The following is a 17,819-nucleotide window of genomic DNA, read 5'->3' on the forward strand; positions in this document are numbered from 1 at the left end:
ATGGCTCAGATCTCGATCCGCAACGTCACCAAGCGCTGGGGCGCCGTCGTGGGGGTGAAGGATTTCAACCTCGACATCGCCGATGCCGAATTCCTCGTGCTGCTCGGCCCCTCAGGCTGCGGCAAGACCACCACGATGCGCATGATCGCGGGGCTGGAGGATATCTCGGAGGGCGAAATCTGGATCGGCGACAAGAAGGTCAACAACCTCGAGCCAAAGGACCGCGACATCTCGATGGTCTTCCAGAGCTACGGGCTCTACCCGAACATGAGCGTCTACGACAACATCCGCTTCCCGCTGAAGGTGCGGAAGGTGCCGGTGGCAGAGCATAATGACCGGGTGATGAAGGCCGCCGGCATGGTCGAGCTGGGCGATTTCCTCGACCGGCGACCCGCCGCCCTCTCCGGCGGGCAGCGCCAGCGCGTGGCGCTGGCCCGCGCCATCGTGCGCGAGCCCAACGCCTTCCTGATGGACGAGCCCCTGTCGAACCTCGACGCCAAGCTCCGCGTCAGCACCCGCGCGCAGATCAAGAACCTGCACCACGCGCTCAAGACGACGACGATCTACGTCACCCACGACCAGATCGAGGCGATGACGCTGGCCGACCGCGTGGTGGTGATGAGCGCCGGCCTCGTCCAGCAGGTCGGCACGCCGACGGAGATCTACGACCGCCCCGCCAACACCTTCGTGGCCGGCTTCATCGGCTCGCCGGCGATGAACCTCGTCGACGGCGAGATCGCGGGCGGCACCTTCACCGCCCCCGGCATGCGGGTCGAGGGGCTGGACAGCCCCCAGTCCGGCCCCGTCACCCTCGGCTTCCGCGCCGAGGATGCCATGGTCCTGGCCCCCGGCGAGCCCCTGCCAGAGGGCGCCCCCGGCGGCACCATCGAGGCTCCCGTCTACACGATGGAGCTTCTGGGCGAGGCCACGATGATCGCCGTGCGCCTCGGCGAAGCCATCGCCTCGGTCAAGGCCGCCAAGGACTACCGCGCCGAAATCGGCGACCCCGCCCATATCGGCGTGCCCGCGTCGATCTGTCACCTCTTCGACCGCAGTACCGGCGAGCGCCTCTGACATGCGCCCTCTCGCTTTTCTTCAAATATCCCGGGGGGCTCCGGGGGGCCGGCCCCCCGGTCCCGCTCTCTCCACCCGCGTGTCGCCCGCCCCGTCGCTGGACGGCTGCCGAAAGATCGGCCTAGATGCCCGCAGGTGAGCGAAAGGGGGCAGTGCGCATGGTGAGCGAGAAGGTGACCTCGCTTCAGGTGGCGGCCCTTGCCGGGGTCAGCCAATCGGCCGTCAGCCGCGTCTTCACGCCCGGCTCGTCTGTTTCGAAGAAGACGGAAGAGAAGGTGCGCGCCGCCGCCGAGCAGCTCGGCTACCGGCCGAACGTGCTGGCCCGCTCGCTGAAATCGGGCAAGAGCCGCATCATCGGCCTCGTGGTCGCGTATCTGGAGAATTACTTCTACCCCGAGATGGTCGAGCGCATCTCGTCGGAGCTGCAGAAGGCCGGCTACCATGTGCTCGTCTTCATCGGGCAGAACACCGCAGTCGAGACCGACCGCGTCGTCTCCGAGCTCATGGATTACCAGGTCGACGGCATTGTGCTCGCCTCGGTCTCGCTGTCGTCGCATCTGGCCGAGCGGTGCCTCTCCATCGGCGTGCCGGTGGTGCTCTTCAACCGCGGGCAGGATCGCGGGCAGCTCTCCGCCGTCACGTCCGACAACCGCGCCGGCGGGCGGGCGCTGGCCGATTACCTCTGCGCGCTCGGCCACAAGCGCATCGCCTATATCGCCGGTTTCGAGGAGGCGGCGACGCAGCGCGACCGCGAGGCGGGCTTCCGCGAGGGGCTGGAGGCGGCGGGCCAGCAGCTCTTCGCCCGCGCCGTCGGCAACTTCCGCTTCCCCGAGGCGCAGGCGGCGACGCGCGAGATCTTCGCCAAGGCCGACCGGCCCGACGCGCTATTTGTCGCCAATGACCACATGGCCTTCGCCGCGATGGATGTGCTGCGCTTCGAGATGGGGCTGCGGGTGCCCGAGGATGTCTCCGTCGTCGGCTTCGACGATGTGCCCCCCGCCGCCTGGCGCGCCTACGACCTGACGACCTACCGGCAGGACGTGGCGAAGATGGTCGAAGAGACCATCGCCATCCTCCTCGGCGACCCGCTCGCCGCCCCGCGCCAGGTGGTGCTGAGCGGCCAGCTCGTCATCCGCGGCTCGACCCGCAAGTATTCCGCATGAGCCTCTCCGATAAGATGCAGGCCCGGCTGGCCGAGCTCGGCGTGCACCTGAGCGAGGCCGAGGCCGCGCAGGTGCTGGACTGGGCCGAGCGCCTGAAGGAGAGCGCCGAGCGGCTGAAGGCGGCGGAGCGCGCCGCGACGTGAGCCTTGCCGACCTGTCCATCGCCGAGGCCGGTGCCCGGCTGCGCCGCCGCGACATCTCCGCCACCGAGCTCTTGGAGGCGCATCTGGCGCGCATTGCCGAGTGGGGCGCGCGGCTCCATGCCATCGAGCATCTGACGGAGGCCCGTGCGCGGGCCGGGGCCGCAGCGGCGGACAAGGGCTTTGCCGCCGGAGAGGACCATGGCCCGCTCATGGGCATCCCCCTCGCGGTCAAGTCGCTCTTCGGGGTGGCGGGCCTGCCCACCACCGGCGGCTCGGCTGTGCCGGCCGCGCCCGAGACGGCCGAAAGCGCCGTCGTCGCGCGGCTGACCGCCGGCGGCGCGGTGCTGCTTGGCACGCTGGCCACCTACGAATTCGCGACGGTCGGGCCCGACGACAGCCGGCCCGAGCCCCCGGCGGTCAACCCGTGGAACCCCGCGCACATCACCGGCGGCTCCTCCTCCGGTTCGGCCAGCGCCGTGGCCGGCGGGCTGATGCGCGCCGCCATCGGCACCGATACCGGCGGCTCGATCCGCAGCCCGGCGGCCTTCTGCGGCATCGTCGGACTGAAGCCCAGCTATGGGCGCGTCTCGCGGGGCGGGCTCATGGCGCTCTCGCCCAGCCTCGACCATGCCGGCCCGCTCGCGGCGAGCGTGGAGGAGGCGGCGCTGACGCTGGATGCGATCTCGGGCTCCGGCTGGGGGCGGGCGACGGAGCGGCTGGGGCAGGGGGCGAGGGGCCTGCGCATCGGCTACCTCCGCTCGTGGGTGGAGGACACCCAGACGGCCCCCGCTATGCTGCGCGCGCTCGATGACGCGGCGGCGACCTTTTCGCTGCTGGGCGCGCGGATCGTGGAGCTGGACCTGCCGGAGCGCAGCCTCTTCGACGATGCCGGCGCCGTCATCCTCTCCGCCGAGGCGATGGCCGAGCACGAGGCGCGCATCATGGCGCATGGCGCGACCTATGGCCGGGCGGCGCTGAAGAGCCTCCTCGGTGGCGCGCTGCTCGGGGCCGAGGATCTGGCTGCCGGGCTGGCACTGGTGCCCCGGCTGACGGCGCATGTCGATGCCGCGCTGGGGGAGGCCGACGTTCTACTGACGGCAACGACGCTGGCGCCCGCGAGCGAGGTCGCCGCCTTCGCGGGCGGCAAGGCGGTGTGGACGCCGATGCGCACCATCGCCTTTAACGTGACCGGCCATCCGGCCCTGTCTCTGCCCTGCGGCTTCGACGCCGGCCTGCCGCTCGGCGCCCAGCTCATCGCGCCGAAGGGGCGCGAGGACCTGCTTGTGCAGGCAGCGCAGGCCTTCGAGATGGCGACGGATTTCTCGGTGCAGCGGCCCCCGCTGTAGGGCGGGGTTGAGCCCGCCACGGCCGGCCTGCCACCCCTCGCTCCACTCTCACGCCGGCCCGTGGGGTGGCGCTCCGACATTGCCTCGATGTGCTTTATGCCCGCCAAGCCCCTCTACCATGGCCCGCGACGCGCCGAGATCGGCCAGAGCGCCAGCCCGCGGGGACGGGCCGGCGCTCGCGCGGCGGCCTGACGGCCTTGATTCCGCGCGGGGGAGGGAGCGGCGAGGGCTCTAGCCCTTCACCTGCATCCGGTCGAGCCGCAGCTGCGCTGCGCGGCGGTGGCCTTCCAGTGTCTCCGACTTGGCCTGCCGGGCGGCGGGCGGGGCGACGGCCTTCACGCCCTCTTCGTCGAGCCACTGGTGCGTCGCGATCTTCACGTAAGAGCCCACCCAGAGCCCGCCGGTGTACTGCCCCGCGCCCATCGTCGGCAGCGTGTGGTTCGTGCCGGAGCACTTGTCGGAATAGACCACGCTGGCGTTCTCGCCGATGAAGAGCGAGCCGTAATTGTCGAGCTTTAGGGCGAAGTCGCGCGCGTCCTTGGTGTGCACCTGCAGGTGCTCGGACGCGATCTCCTCGGAATAGGCGATCATGTCCTCTTCGCTCTCCGCCACCGCGATCAGCCCGTAATCGTTCCACGCCGGCCGTGCGACCTCTGCCGTCGACAGCGTCGCCAGCTGGGCCTCGACCTCCGCCACCACGGCCTCGGCCAGCGGCGCGTGGGTGGTGATGAGGCCGACGCGGGTGCGCACGTCGTGCTCGGCCTGGGCCAGCAGGTCGGTCGCGATCATCTCGGCGTCGCCGGTCTCGTCGGCGAGGATGAAGATCTCCGACGGGCCGGCGAGCTGGTCAATGCCGACGGGGCCGAAGACCTGCCGCTTCGCCTCGTTGACGAAGGCATTGCCCGGGCCGACGATCTTGTTGACCCGCGGCACGGATTCCGTCCCGAACGCCATCGCCGCGATGGCCTGCGCCCCGCCGATGCGGAAGATGCGCGTGGCGCCCGAGAGGTGGCAGCCGGCGATCATGGCGCGGTGCGCATTCGGCGGCAGGCAGGCGACGATCTCCTGCACGCCGGCCACGACGGCGGGCACGATGGTCATCACCGGGGCGGAGAGGAGGGGGAAGCGCCCGCCGGGCACATAGCAGCCGACCCGCTTGATCGGGATCACGCGGTGTCCGGCGTGGACTCCGGGCAGCACTTCGGTTTCCAGCGCGCCGATGGTGCCCATCTGCGCCTCGGCGAATTTGCGCACGTTGGCGATGGCGAATTCCGTGTCGGCCCGCGTCTGCGGGTCGAGCTCGGCCACGGCGGCCTCGCGCTCGTCCATGGTGATCTCAAGGGTCGGCGTCTCGGCCTTGTCGAACTTCAGCGAGAATTCGCGGACCGCGTCGTCGCCCCGCGCCTTCACCGCGGAGAGGATGCCGGCGACCGTCTCCGCCACCGGGGCGGTGTCGCCCACGGCATCGCGCGTGGGCGCTTTGAGGAAGGTCAGGCGGGCGTGCAGATCGTCAGACATGGGGGCTCTCCAGAAGGGCGGTGTCGCTGCTTTGCATACGTCACCAAAATTTCCCCGGTCAAGCGGGGAATGCATGGGCAGGCGGCGGGGCCGCATGGCTGCGAGAAAATGCGGCGTTCAAACGTGTCTTGCCAGCGGCGCGGCTTTTCCGATACCATTTTTGCAAACGTAACCAAAACGGAGAGTCTCATGGCCACCTGGCTGAAGAGCGGCAAGCCCGAGGCGGATCGCGCCGAAGATGACGCCAAGGTGCGCGGCATCGTGGAATCGACGCTCGCCCAGATCGAGACGGGCGGCGACGCGGCGGTGCGCGAGCTCTCTGAAAAGTTTGACGGCTACGCGCCGGAGAGCTTTCGCCTCAGCCCCTCCGAGATCGAGGCAGCGATGCAGAAGGTCTCGACCCGCGACATGGAGGATATCCGTTTCGCGCAGGACCAGATCCGCACCTTTGCCGAGGCGCAGCGAGCGTCCATGACGGATATCGAGGTGGAGACGCGGCCCGGCGTCATCCTCGGGCACCGCAACATCCCGGTGCAATCGGTCGGCTGCTACGTGCCGGGCGGCAAGTTCCCGATGGTCGCTTCGGCGCATATGTCGGTGCTCACCGCCGCTGTCGCCGGGGTGCCGCGCATCGTCGCCTCCGCGCCGCCGGTGAAGGGCGCGCCGCACCCGGCCATCGTCGCCGCGATGCACATGGGCGGGGCGCATGAGATCCTCTGCCTCGGCGGCATCCAGGCCGTGGGCGCCATGGCGCTGGGGACGGAGAGCATCGAGCCGGTGCACATGCTGGTGGGGCCGGGGAATGCCTTCGTGGCCGAGGCGAAGCGCCAGCTCTACGGGCGCGTGGGCATCGACCTCTTCGCCGGCCCGACGGAGACGATGGTGATCGCCGACGACACGGTGGATGCCGAGATGGTGGCGACCGACCTCCTCGGCCAGGCCGAGCACGGTTACAACTCGCCCGCCGCGCTGCTGACGACCTCCCGCGCGCTCGCCGAGGCGACGCTGAAGGAGATCGACCGGCTGCTGGAGATCCTGCCGACGAAGGAGACCGCCGCCGTTTCATGGCGCGACTACGGCGATGTCATCCTCTGCGACGATCACGACGACATGCTGCGTGTGGCCAACGAGATGGCCTACGAGCATGTGCAGGTGATGACCGACCGCGACGACTGGTACCTGCAGAACATGCACTCCTACGGCGCGCTCTTCCTCGGGCCCCGCACCAACGTGGCCAACGGCGACAAGGTGATCGGCACCAACCACACGCTGCCGACGAAGAAAGCCGGCCGCTACACGGGCGGGCTCTGGGTCGGCAAGTTCCTGAAGACGCACTCCTATCAGCGCGTGACGACGGACGAGGCGGCGGCGGAGATCGGCGCCTATGGCTCGCGGCTGTGCATGCTGGAGGGCTTCGTGGGCCATGCCGAGCAATGCAACGTGCGCGTGCGCCGCTACGGCGGGCGGAACGTCGAGTACGGCACCGCCACCGCCCCGCTGGAGGCGGCGGAATGAGCCGGGCGCCGATTTTCGCGCGAAAATCGTGCACGGAATTCGCGCGAATTCCGGGGGCGGGGCGGTGAGCCTGCCGAAGACACCGTCCTTCCGGCTGGAGGGCAAGCGCGCGCTCGTCACCGGCGCCTCCTCCGGTATCGGGCGGGCGGCGGCTGTCGCGCTGGCCGAGGCGGGGGCGGAGGTGACGCTCGTCGCCCGCTCGGTGACCCCGCTGAACGCGCTGGCCGAGGAGATGGCGGCGGAGGGCCTCACCGCCCGCACCCTGCCGCTCGACATCACCGACATCGCCGCCACAGAGGCGGCGGTCGAGGCCGAGGGGCCCTTCGACGTGCTGGTGAACTCCGCCGGCCTCGCCCGCCACGCGCCGGCGGTGGAGACGGAGCTGGCAGACTACGACGCGGTGATGGCCGTGAACCTGCGCGCCGCCCACTTCCTCACCCGCGCCGTGGCCAAGGGGCTGATGGCGGCGGGCAAGCCCGGCTCGCTCATCAACATCTCCTCGCAGATGGGCCATGTCGGCGGGCCGGACCGCTCGGTCTATGCCGCCTCGAAGCACGCGCTCGAAGGGATGACCAAGGCCATGGCGATCGAATGGGGGCCGTCGGGCATCCGCGTGAACACGCTCTGCCCCACCTTCATCCGCACGCCGCTGGGCGAGCAGACCCTGCAGAACCCGCAGGCGCGGGACTGGGTGCTCTCCAAGATCAAGCTCGGCCGCGTCGGCGAGGTGGAGGACATCATGGGCGGCGTGGTCTTCCTCGCCTCCGATGCCTCCGCGCTCGTCACCGGCACGCATCTTCTCATCGACGGCGGGTGGACCGCCGAATGACCACAGGAGCTTCTATGACCCTTGACGAGATGCAGGCCCGCATCGTCCGCTACGGCGAGCTCGTGCCCTGCCGCACCGCCTTCATCGACGCCCATACCCCGGGCTCGAACCAGAAGGAGAACTTCACCATCATCGGCGGCGGCGTCTCCGAGAGCGCCGACCAGCACGTGCACATCACCATTCCGCATGGCTTCAACATCGGGGCTGCCGGGCAGCCGCCGAAGTGCCGGAACTCGCTGCACTCCCACCGGACGGCGGAGGTGTTCTTCGTCCTCAAGGGGCGCTGGCGCTTCTTCTGGGGCCGCTGGGGCAATGCGGGCGAGGTGGTGCTGGAAGAGGGCGACATCATCAACATCCCCACCGGCATCTTCCGCGGGTTCGAGAACATCGGCACCGATTACGGGATGATCATGGCCGTACTCGGCGGTGACGATGCCGGCGGCGGCGTCATCTGGGCGCCGCAGGTGATCGAGGATGCCAAGGATCACGGGCTGGTCCTCGGCGAGAACGGCAAGCTCTACGACAGCAAGAAGGGCCAGCACCTTCCGGATGGCGTGCAGCCCATGCCGCTGCTGAGCGAGGGAGAGCTGAAGACCTTCCCCGAGCTCGCCGCCGCCGATGTCGTGCCCGGTTACGTGGCCCGCTACTGGGACCTCATGTCCCTCGCCGGCAAGAGCCCCGCGAAGGTGCTGGGCGAGACGGGCGTCCTCAAGGACAAGCCCGGCTTCGAGATCGACTTCATCACCCGCGACAGCGCGCGCGAGGAGATGCACCAGCATCCCTTCCCCTCGGTGCTGATGCCGGTGACCGGCCACTGGAAGATCACCTGGGAGGGCGGCGAGACCGTTCTGGCGCCGGGCGACACCATGTCGATCCCGGAAAACCTCGGCCATTCCGCCGTCCCGTCGATGACGGGGGAGGCGGCGCTCTACCACGTCATCGCCACCTCCGACCCGGCCGGGCCGACATGGCAGGGCTGACGGACCGGGGGAGCGGCGCGCTGCCGCTCCTCCTTCTGCCCGGCATGATGTGCGACGCGCGGCTCTTCGCGCCGCAGATCGCCGCGCTCTCCGCCGGGCGGACGGTGCAGGTGCCGGCACTGACCGACGCCGAGACGATGGAGGCGCTGGGGGCCCGGGTGCTCGCCGAGGCGCCGCCGCGTTTCGCGCTGGCCGGGCTCTCGATGGGCGGCATCCTCGTCATGGAGATGCTGCGGCAGGCGCCGGAGCGCATCGAGCGGGTGGCCTTCCTCGACACCAACCCCCGCGCCGAGCTGCCAGAGGTGCAGGCCAACCGCGCCCCGCAGGTGGCGCGGGTGCGCGAGGAGGGGTTGGCGCCGGTGCTACGGCGGGAGGTCTTCCCGCACTACCTCCACCCCGAGAGCGACCCCGCCCTCCTCGATCTCTGCGAGGAGATGGCGCTCGCCCTCGGCCCGGATGTCTTCGAGCGGCAGAGCCTTGCGCTTCGGGACCGGGCCGATGCGCAGGAGGTGCTGGCCGCCGTCCGCCAGCCCACGCTGATCCTCACCGGGGAGGACGACCGCCTCTGCCCGATGGACCGGCACGCGCGCATTCACGAGTTGATCCCCCACGCCCGGCTCGTCATCGTGCGGCAGGCGGGACATCTGCCGACATTGGAGCAGCCGGAGGCGGTGAACGTCGCCCTGGCCAACTGGCTGAGCGAGACATGAGCGATATGGCGACCGAGCTTCCCGAGATTTCCGAAGCGTTGGCCGAGGTGCTGGCAAGCGTCGACACGCCCACGATCTGCAATGCCATCGAGGTGGCCGAGGGCGGGCGCGGTTTTGCGCGGTTCACGCGGATGACGCCGGTCTCGTGGGGGGCGGAGCGCAGCTTCTTCGGCTTCGCGCGCACTGCCCGCATCCGTGCCGCCGACCGGCCGGAGGACGACCCCGCCGTCGTGCGCCAAAGGCGGATGGCCTATTACAAGATGATGGCGGAGGGGCCGCAGCGCCGGGTGGCGGTGGTGCAGGACACCGACCTGCACCCGGTGGGCGCCTTCTGGGGAGAGATCAACGCGACGGTGCACAAGGGGCTGGGCCTCGCGGGGACGGTCACGAACGGCGTCATGCGCGACCTCGGCGACTTGCCGGAGGGCTACCCGATCCTCGCCGGCGCGCTGGGGCCGAGCCATGCCTTCGTCCACGTGACGGAGCTGGACGTACCGGTGAAGGTGCTGGGGCTCGATGTGAACCCGGGCGACCTCATCCACGCCGACCGCCACGGCGCGCTGGTTATCCCGCCCGCCGTGGTGCCGAAGCTGGCGGCGGCGGTGGAGAGCCTGCTGGCGAGCGAGCGGCTGATCCTGGAGCCGGCGCGACAGCCGGGTTTCGATTTCGAGACGTTCAAGGAGGCCTGGTCGGCGTTCGAGGCGTCACGGACTTGAGGGGGGCGGTGGGTTGAAAACCCACCCTATGGCTAAGGGCGCGGTGAAGCCCGACATTTCTAGGGGGGTTCTATCGTCTAGCCATCCGACGCCCCCGCTTCGCGCCGAAGGCGCCGGGCAAGGAAAGCGCGTGAGGAGAGGCGGCGATGGAGCGCGCCCAGACGCGAACAACCATGCTCCCCGCGCATCGCTGCCCCGCATTGCACCCCATATACATTGCCCCCGCTTCCCTGTAGGGAAGCGCTTTCTGCGCCGGCTCCGGCGCCCCTCCCTTATGGTGGCCCGATGATTAACACCCTCTCCGAGGCGCTTGCCGAGCGCGGCTATGACACGCTGACCCCCGTGCAGGAGGCCGTCAGCGATTCCGACCTCAACGACTCCGACCTGCTCGTCTCCGCCCAGACAGGCTCTGGCAAGACTGTCGCCTTCGGCCTCGCCATCGGCCCGACGCTCCTTGAGGACGATGGCCGGATGCCCGCCGCCTCCGCCCCCATGGCGCTGATCGTGGCGCCGACCCGCGAGCTGGCCTTTCAGGTCAAGCGCGAGCTCGACTGGCTTTACGGCAAGACCGGCGCGCAGATCGCCTCCTGCGTGGGCGGCATGGATGCGCGCGCCGAGCGGCGGGCGCTGGAGCGCGGGCCGCAGATCGTCGTCGGCACGCCGGGCCGCCTGCGCGACCATATCGAGCGCGGCGCGCTGGTGCTGAGCGAGCTGAAGGCCGTCGTGCTCGACGAGGCCGACGAGATGCTCGACCTTGGGTTCCGCGAAGACCTTGAGTTCATGCTCTCGCAATCGCCGCAGGGCCGCCGCACGCTGCTGTTCTCGGCGACGCTGCCCCCGCAGATCGAGGCGCTCGCCAAGACCTACCAGCGCGATGCCAAGCGCCTCTCCACCCTCACCGGCACCCGCCAGCATGCCGATATCGAGTACCAGGTGCTCGAAGTCGCGCAGCAGGATGCCGAGCGCGCCGTCATCAACGTGCTGCGCTACCACGATGCCGAGACGGCCATCGTGTTTGCCAACACCCGCGCCATGGTCGCCCGCCTTACCGCGCGGCTGGCCAACCGCGGCTTCCTCGTGGTCTCGCTCTCGGGCGAGCTCAGCCAGACCGAGCGCTCTCATGCGCTGCAGGCCATGCGCGACGGGCGGGCGAAGGTCTGTGTGGCGACCGATGTGGCGGCGCGGGGCATCGACCTGCCGAACCTGACGCTGGTGGTGCATGCCGAGCTGCCGAGCAATGCCGAGGGCATCCTGCACCGCTCGGGCCGCACGGGCCGGGCCGGACGCAAGGGCATCTCGGCGCTGATCGTGCCGAAGAAGATCGCCAAAAAGGCCGAGCGCCTGCTGAAGACAGCCAAGGTCACCGCGGAATGGAAGTATCCGCCAAGCGCCGATGACATCCTGCGCCGCGATGAAGAGCGCCTGCTGAACGACCCCGCCTTCAACGAGGAGATCGGCGAGGACGAGGCCGCCTTCGCCGAGAAGTTGCTCGCCCGGCACAGCCCCGAACAGGTCGTCGCCGCTTACCTGCGGCTCTACCGCGAGCATCACTCCGCCCCCGAGGAGCTGATGGATGCTGACGCACCGGCGCCCCGCAAGGAGCGCGCGCCCTTCGGGCCGAGCCGCTGGATCTCGCTCTCCGTCGGGCGCGAGGAGCGGGCCGAGGCGCGCTGGCTGCTGCCGCTCTTGCTGCGCGTTGGCGGGCTCGACAAGCAGGCCATCGGCGCCATCCGCGTGCAGGACAAGGAGACCTTCGTCGAGCTGACCGAGGCGGCGGCGCCGGGCTTCCTCGCCTCGCTCGGGGCCGATGGAAAGCTGGAAGACGGCGTGATCGTCACCGCGCTGGACGGCGCGCCGGAGTTCGGCCGCCCCGCGCCGCGCGACAGCCGCGCGCCGCATGGCAAGCCGGCGGACCGCAAGCCGCGGGCCGAAGCGCCCCGGCCGCGCGCCGAGCCGGAGGCGCCCCGCGCCGCCGAGGCCGCCCCGGCCTATGACCCGGCGAACGCCCAGCCGAAGGAGAAGAAACCGCGCCACAAGGCCGAGCCGCGCCGCGATGCGCCGCCCGCTCAGGTCGAGCGTAAGCCGCGTGACGGTGGCAAACCGGCGGGCAAGCCCGGGGGCAAGCCCTACGGCAAGTCGGGTGCCAAGCCCGGGGCGAAGCCCTTCGGCAAGCCGGGTGGCAAGCGCGACGAGAAGCCGGGTGTCACGCCGATGGGTAAATCGGGCGGCAAGAATTTCGGCAAGCCCTTGGGCAAGGCCGGCGGCAAGCCTGGTGGGAAGCCGGCGGGCAAGCCCGGTGCAGCCCCGCGCGGGCGCGCTGCGGCTTACGGCGATGCGACCGACAGCTCGAAGCGCTTCGTGCCGCCGGGCAAGGCCGATGGCACCCGCAAGGGCGGGGCGCAGCCGCCGCGGCGCAAGAAGGACTGATCAAGCGAGGTTAGGGAACGGGAAGAGGGTCAGCCGCCAGCGGCTTCGATCCTCTCCCAGCCGACTGAGATCACGTCGCGCATCGCCTCGGTGGCGGCCTCTTTGTCCCGCGCTTCGATGGCATCGACGATCTGGCGGTGGCGCCGGGCGCTGTCATCGCGGCGCTCGACATTGGCCGCGGGCGAGGACAGGCGCAGCGCTGTGAGCAGCGCCGCTTCGATCAGCGCGCCTACCGAATGGAAAAAGGCGTTGCCGGTCGCCTCCAGCACCGCGAGATGCAGCTGAAGGTCGGCAATGGCGAAGGCCTGCGCATCTTCGGCGGCATACATCGCCTCGACCGGGCGGCGCATGCGGGCGATCTCTTCGGGCGTCGCGCGCTCGGCGGCGAGGCCGGCGGCAAAGGGCTCGAACGACAGGCGCATCTCGAAAAGGCTGCGGAAGAAATCGTCGCTGCGCGGGCCATTGAGATGCCAGCGCAGCACCTGCGCGTCGAACATGTTCCAGTTCGGCTTGGGGCGCACCGTGGTGCCCACGCGGGCACGCGCCTCGATCATGCCCTTGGCGGCGAGCGTCTTCATCGCTTCGCGCAGGACTGTGCGGGAGACGCCGTATTCCTCGGCCAGTTCTTCGTCGCGCGGCAGATGCGCACCGGCAGGGAAACGCCCCGCCACGATGTCGCGCCCGACGCCCTCGACGACCTGGCCATGGCTGCCGCGGACATCCGGGCCGAGAAGGTCCTTTGGCCAAGGCTTCGTCATGCGGTCTCCACGCTCTCCAACCGGCGTCGTCCTACCTGCAATAGCCCTTTTTGCAGCAGGATGAACAGAAGAAGCAGCGCGCCGATGGCGATCTTCGTCCACCAAGAGCTCAAAGTGCCGTTAAATGTGATGTAGGTCTGGATCAGCCCCATCGTCAGCACACCGATCAGCGTGCCGAAGACATAGCCCGCGCCACCGGTCAGAAGCGTGCCGCCGATGACGACGGCGGCGATGGCGTTGAGCTCGACCCCCACGGTGGCGAGCGGATAGCCGGAGGCGGTGTAGATCGAGAAGACGATGCCCGCGAGCCCGGCCATGAAGCCCGAGAAGGCGTAGATCAGCACGGTCGAGCGGCCCACGGCCACGCCCATGAGCCGCGCGGTATGCGTGCCGCCGCCAAGCGCGAAGACGGAGGTGCCGAAGCGGGTGCGGTGGGCGAGGATCATGCCGACGAGCACCGAGAGCAGCATGATGATGCCGAGGAGGGTCAGCCTCCCCTTGCCGGGCATCAGCCAGTACATGCGGCGGAGCGTGTCGTAGAACTCATGGTCGATGGGCACGCTGTCGATGGTGAGCATGTAGCCGGCGCCGCGGGCGAGGAACATGCCGGCGAGCGTGACGATGAAGGGAGGCATGCCGAGCCCGTGGATCAGCCCGCCCATGGCCCCGCCGAAGAGCGTGGTGATGGCGAGCAGCATCGGAAAGACAACCAGCGGGTGCAGGTTGGTGTCGCGCAGCACCACGGCGATGAAGACGCCGGAGAAGGCGATGACGGAGCCGACGGAGAGGTCGATGCCGCCCGAGAGGATGACGATGGTCATGCCAACAGCGACGATGCCGAGATAGGCGTTGTCGGTCAGCAGGTTGCCGATGACGCGGGTGGAGAGCATCGCCGGGAACTGCCACCAGCAGATGGCATAGGCCACGAGGAAGATGGCGATGGTGGCGAAAAGGGGCAGGGCGCGCGAGGTCATTCGGCAGGCTCCCTTGCCGTGCTGGCCCCGGCGCGGCGGCGCGCCATGGCGGCCCCGAGCTTGGGCGCGAAGCGCGGCGATTGCAGGACAAGGATGATGACGACGAGGCCGGCCTTGATGACGAGGTTGTATTCCGACGGGAAGCCCGCGAGCAGGATGCCGGTGTCGATGGCCTGGATGATCATGGCGCCGATCAGCGAGGCGGCGATGGAGAAGCGCCCGCCCAGCAGCGAGGTGCCGCCGATCACCACGGCGAGGATGGCGTCGAGCTCCAGCCAGAGGCCGGCATTGTTGGCGTCGGCGCCGCGAATGTCGGCGGCGACGATGATGCCGGCAAGGGCAGCGCAGAGGCCGGCGGCCATGTAGACGGCGATGATGAGCACGCGGGCGTTGACGCCTGCCAGCGCCGCGGCGCGCTGGTTGATGCCGATGGCCTCGATGAGCAGGCCGAGGGCCGTGCGGCGGACGAGCTGACCGATGACAAGGCCGGCGCCGAGCCAGAGCAGGATGGGCGACGGGATGCCGAGGAAGTCGCCGGAGCCGAACCACGCCAGCCCTTCGTGGCTGAAGGTGAGGATGCGGCCCTCGGTGATCATCTGCGCGATGCCGCGCCCGGCGACCATGAGGATCAGCGTGGCAACGATGGGCTGGATGCCGAGCCAGGCGACGAGCACGCCGTTCCAGAGCCCGCAGGCCAGGCCGGCGGCGAGGCCGATGGCGAGGGCGGCGGGCAGGCCGAATCCGCTGGTGATGGCCCATGCGCTGGCGGCGCCGCAGATGGCCATGACGGCGCCGACGGAAAGGTCGATGCCGCCGGTTGCGATGACCAGCGTCATGCCGATGGCGAGCAGGGCGACGGGGGCGCCGCGCTTGAGAACGTCGACCGCGGAGCCGACGAAGCGGCCATCGACGAGGTCGACCGACAGGAAGGTGGGGAAAAAGATTGAAATCAGCGCTGCGACGGCGACTAGGGTGATGAGCTGCGGGGCGATGCGGCGAAGCGTGATCATTGCGCGGGCTCCAGCGGCCGCTCGCCGGACGCTTGCGCATCCGTCTCGCTCGCTGCGATGGCGCGCACGATGGCGCCGGTTTCGATATCGTCGCCCAGAAGCTCCGCCACATGGGCGCGGTCGCGTACCACGATGATGCGGTCGGAGGCAGCGACGAGCTCGTCGAGCTCCGACGAGATCATCAGGATAGACATGCCCTCCGCCGTGACCTCGCCAATCAGGCGCAGGATCTCGGCATGGGCGCCCACGTCGATGCCGCGCGTCGGCTCGTCGAGGATCAGGAAGCGCGGGTTCATCGCGAGCCAGCGGGCGAGCACGACCTTCTGCTGGTTGCCGCCCGACAGATCGCCCACCGCCTTCTCCGGCCCGTCGGTGCGGATATCGAGGCGGCGGATATATTCCTCGGCCAGGGCCTTCTGCTCGGCCCGCGGGATGGGCTTGGCCCAGCCCCGGCGGGCCTGCAGGGCGAGCGCGATGTTCTCGCGCACCGAGAGGTCGGCGATGATGCCGTCGGTCTTGCGGTCTTCCGGCGCGTAGCCGAAGCCCTCGGCGATGGCCTCGCGCGGGGTGGAGAGTTTCAGCTCGCCCTCGGCATCGCGCGCCTGCCCGCAATCGGCGGGGGTGCGCCCGAAGAGGACGTCGGCGGTCTCGGTGCGGCCCGAGCCGAGCAGGCCGGCCATGCCGATCACCTCGCCCTTGCGGACCTCCATATGGAAGGGCTCGACCTTGCCGCGCCGCCCGGTGCCGTCGAAATGCAGGAAGGGCGCGCCCGCTGTGCGGCCGGCGCGGTGGTGCTCGGCCTCTTCCAGATCATGGCCCAGCATGTGGTGGATGAGATCGAGCCGCGTCGTGCTGGCCGTCTCGGCGGTGACGATATGCTGGCCATTGCGCAGCACGGTGAGGCGGTCGGTCAGATCGAAGACCTGATCGAGGAAATGGCTGACGAAGACGATGCCGAGCCCGCGGTCGCGCAAGTTGCGGACGACCTCGAAGAGCATCTCGGTCTCGCGGGCATCGAGGCTGGCGGTGGGCTCGTCGAGGATCAGCACCTTGCCCGAAAGCGCGACAGCGCGGGCGATGGCGACGATCTGCTGGACGGCGACGGAGTAGGTGCCAAGCTCACGCGCGACATTGACATGGGCCAGCCCGTAGCCCGCCAGCATCTCTTCGGCCAGCGCGCGCATCTTGCGGCCCTGCACCATGCCCAGCCGCGTCGGCTGGCGACCGAAGGTGAGGTTTTCGGCGACGGTCAGGTTCGGCAGAAGGTTCACCTCCTGGTAGACGGTGCCGATGCCGAGCTCCTGGGCGTGATAGGTGGAGGTGGGGTCGATGATCTGTCCATCGAGCCTGATCTCGCCCTTGTCGCGCTGATAGACGCCCGTCATGCATTTGATCAGCGTGGATTTTCCCGCGCCGTTCTCGCCAAGGAGGGCATGCACCTCTCCCGCGGCAAGATCGAACCGCACGCCGTCGAGCGCGCGGGTGCCGGGGAAATCCTTGGTCAGGTTCTCGATTGTCAGCAGCAAGGCGTCCCTCCCATCTCACAGCCTTCGTGAGATCGCGGCGCCGGTTGCCCGGCGCCGCGTGGGCCCGCCCCATTGGCCGGGGCGGGCTCTGATCAGGCTATCAGTAGCCGAGATCCTTGCGCGCCTCGTATTCGCCCATCGGGTCGTCGGCGGGCGTATAGAGGGCGCTGTCGGTCTGGATGAACTTCTCGGGCATGGTGCCGTCGTTCATGTAGGCGGCGAGCGCGTCGAAGGCGGGGCCGGCCATGTTGGGCGTCAGCTCCACGGTGGCATTGGCATCGCCATCGGCCATGGCCTGGAAGATGTCCGGCACGGCGTCGATCGAGACGATCAGGATGTCCTGCCCCGGGTCGAGGCCGGCTTCCTTGATCGCCTGAATGGCGCCGAGGGCCATGTCGTCGTTATGGGCGTAGAGCGCGCAGATATCCGCGCCGCCGCCTTCGGCCTGCAGGAAGCTCTCCATCACTTCCTTGCCGCCCGAGCGGGTGAAGTCACCGGTCTGGCTGCGCACGATCTCGATATTGTCCGCACCCTCGATGGAATTGCGGAAGCCGGTCGCCCGGTCGATGGCGGGCGAGGAGCCCGTGGTGCCCTGCAGCTCGACAACGCGGCAGTCTTCGCCGGCAACCTCGTCGACCAGCCACTGGCCGGCGACTTCGCCCTCATGCACGAGGTCGGAGCCGACGGCGGTGAGGTAGAGCGAGGAATCGCTGTCGACCATGCGGTCGAGCAGGATCACCGGGATCTCGGCCTCGGCGGCCTCTTCCAGCACGCTGTCCCAGCCGGTGGCGACGACGGGGGCGACGAAGATGGCATCGACGCCCTGCGCGATGAACGAGCGCATCGCGGCGATCTGGTTCTCCTGGCGCTGCTGCGCGTCGGAGAAGCGCAGGTCGATGCCGCGCTCTTCGGCTTCGTTCATCGTCACGGTGGTTTCGGCGGCGCGCCAACCGGATTCAGAGCCGATCTGGCTGAAGCCGACGGTCTGGGCCGAGGCTGCCGTGCCCAGAGCCGCAAACGCGACGCTGGCCATCAATGCTTTGGCTGTCATGTGTTCCTCCCTGGAATCGTTTGCTCCGAAGAGCTGCTTGATTAAAAGTCATACAGTAGTATTTATTGCAAGCCTCTTG

The 17,819-nt window shown here is 69.4% G+C and carries 16 protein-coding genes; 10 read left to right on the forward strand and 6 right to left on the reverse strand.

Annotated elements, in window-relative coordinates:
• The 4 genes from ACXN5S_RS13335 to ACXN5S_RS13350 all read left to right on the forward strand — a co-directional run bounded on the left by ACXN5S_RS13335 (window position 1) and on the right by ACXN5S_RS13350 (window position 3,726).
• Window positions 1–1,074, forward strand: coding sequence for an ABC transporter ATP-binding protein (locus tag ACXN5S_RS13335; protein ID WP_458605927.1), 1,074 nt, complete (start codon window positions 1–3; stop codon window positions 1,072–1,074).
• Between the two features lie 158 nt (window positions 1,075–1,232).
• Window positions 1,233–2,237, forward strand: coding sequence for a LacI family DNA-binding transcriptional regulator (locus tag ACXN5S_RS13340; protein WP_458606053.1), 1,005 nt, complete (start codon window positions 1,233–1,235; stop codon window positions 2,235–2,237).
• Window positions 2,234–2,380, forward strand: coding sequence for a hypothetical protein (locus ACXN5S_RS13345; protein WP_458605928.1), 147 nt, complete (start codon window positions 2,234–2,236; stop codon window positions 2,378–2,380). The genes ACXN5S_RS13340 and ACXN5S_RS13345 overlap by 4 nt, the downstream gene beginning before the upstream one ends.
• Window positions 2,377–3,726, forward strand: coding sequence for an amidase (locus tag ACXN5S_RS13350; RefSeq protein ID WP_458605929.1), 1,350 nt, complete (start codon window positions 2,377–2,379; stop codon window positions 3,724–3,726). Before ACXN5S_RS13345 ends, ACXN5S_RS13350 begins: the two co-directional genes overlap by 4 nt.
• 231 nt (window positions 3,727–3,957) lie before the next feature.
• On the opposite strand, the gene hisD (ACXN5S_RS13355) is transcribed toward ACXN5S_RS13350, so the two are convergent.
• The gene (gene hisD / locus ACXN5S_RS13355) at window positions 3,958–5,244 is read right to left on the reverse strand and encodes a histidinol dehydrogenase (protein ID WP_458605930.1); all 1,287 of its coding nucleotides are present in this window, start codon (window positions 5,242–5,244) and stop codon (window positions 3,958–3,960) included.
• Between the two features lie 189 nt (window positions 5,245–5,433).
• Here hisD (ACXN5S_RS13355) and hisD (ACXN5S_RS13360) point away from each other — a divergent pair, with 189 nt between their 5' ends.
• The 6 genes from hisD (ACXN5S_RS13360) (at window position 5,434) to ACXN5S_RS13385 (ending at window position 12,421) form a co-directional block, all read left to right on the forward strand.
• Window positions 5,434–6,759 carry a histidinol dehydrogenase gene (hisD, locus tag ACXN5S_RS13360; RefSeq protein WP_458605931.1) on the forward strand — a complete coding sequence of 442 codons (1,326 nt, stop codon included), beginning with the start codon at window positions 5,434–5,436 and terminating at the stop codon, window positions 6,757–6,759.
• A 64-nt stretch (window positions 6,760–6,823) separates the two neighbouring features.
• Complete coding sequence (locus tag ACXN5S_RS13365; protein ID WP_458605932.1) at window positions 6,824–7,588, forward strand: SDR family NAD(P)-dependent oxidoreductase; 765 nt, start codon at window positions 6,824–6,826, stop codon at window positions 7,586–7,588.
• Window positions 7,589–7,602: 14 nt separating this feature from the next.
• Entirely contained in the window at window positions 7,603–8,568 is a 966-nt protein-coding gene (locus ACXN5S_RS13370; protein ID WP_458605933.1) for a cupin domain-containing protein, read from the forward strand.
• Window positions 8,556–9,278: an alpha/beta fold hydrolase gene (locus tag ACXN5S_RS13375; RefSeq protein WP_458605934.1), complete on the forward strand. Its 723-nt coding sequence runs from the start codon at window positions 8,556–8,558 to the stop codon at window positions 9,276–9,278. Before ACXN5S_RS13370 ends, ACXN5S_RS13375 begins: the two co-directional genes overlap by 13 nt.
• A gap of 26 nt (window positions 9,279–9,304) precedes the next feature.
• Window positions 9,305–9,994 carry an RraA family protein gene (locus tag ACXN5S_RS13380; RefSeq protein WP_458606055.1) on the forward strand — a complete coding sequence of 230 codons (690 nt, stop codon included), beginning with the start codon at window positions 9,305–9,307 and terminating at the stop codon, window positions 9,992–9,994.
• 285 nt (window positions 9,995–10,279) lie between these two features.
• The gene (locus ACXN5S_RS13385) at window positions 10,280–12,421 is read left to right on the forward strand and encodes a DEAD/DEAH box helicase (RefSeq protein ID WP_458605935.1); all 2,142 of its coding nucleotides are present in this window, start codon (window positions 10,280–10,282) and stop codon (window positions 12,419–12,421) included.
• Window positions 12,422–12,450: 29 nt separating this feature from the next.
• Here the strand turns inward: ACXN5S_RS13385 and ACXN5S_RS13390 are convergent, their stop codons facing one another.
• The 5 genes from ACXN5S_RS13390 to ytfQ form a co-directional block, all read right to left on the reverse strand.
• Window positions 12,451–13,179 (reverse strand): FadR/GntR family transcriptional regulator, encoded by a 729-nt coding sequence (locus ACXN5S_RS13390; RefSeq protein ID WP_458605936.1) that lies wholly within the window; start codon window positions 13,177–13,179, stop codon window positions 12,451–12,453.
• Window positions 13,176–14,153, reverse strand: coding sequence for a galactofuranose ABC transporter, permease protein YjfF (gene yjfF / locus ACXN5S_RS13395; RefSeq protein WP_458605937.1), 978 nt, complete (start codon window positions 14,151–14,153; stop codon window positions 13,176–13,178). The genes ACXN5S_RS13390 and yjfF overlap by 4 nt, the downstream gene beginning before the upstream one ends.
• Window positions 14,150–15,163: an ABC transporter permease gene (locus tag ACXN5S_RS13400; protein ID WP_458605938.1), complete on the reverse strand. Its 1,014-nt coding sequence runs from the start codon at window positions 15,161–15,163 to the stop codon at window positions 14,150–14,152. Before ACXN5S_RS13400 ends, yjfF begins: the two co-directional genes overlap by 4 nt.
• A complete protein-coding gene (locus ACXN5S_RS13405) occupies window positions 15,160–16,689 on the reverse strand; it encodes a sugar ABC transporter ATP-binding protein (protein ID WP_458605939.1) in 1,530 nt (509 codons plus the stop codon). The genes ACXN5S_RS13400 and ACXN5S_RS13405 overlap by 4 nt, the downstream gene beginning before the upstream one ends.
• A gap of 100 nt (window positions 16,690–16,789) precedes the next feature.
• Window positions 16,790–17,740 carry a galactofuranose ABC transporter, galactofuranose-binding protein YtfQ gene (gene ytfQ / locus ACXN5S_RS13410; RefSeq protein ID WP_458605940.1) on the reverse strand — a complete coding sequence of 317 codons (951 nt, stop codon included), beginning with the start codon at window positions 17,738–17,740 and terminating at the stop codon, window positions 16,790–16,792.
• Window positions 17,741–17,819 lie beyond the last annotated feature (79 nt).

It is taken from the genome of Pseudoroseicyclus sp. H15 (assembly GCF_054353345.1).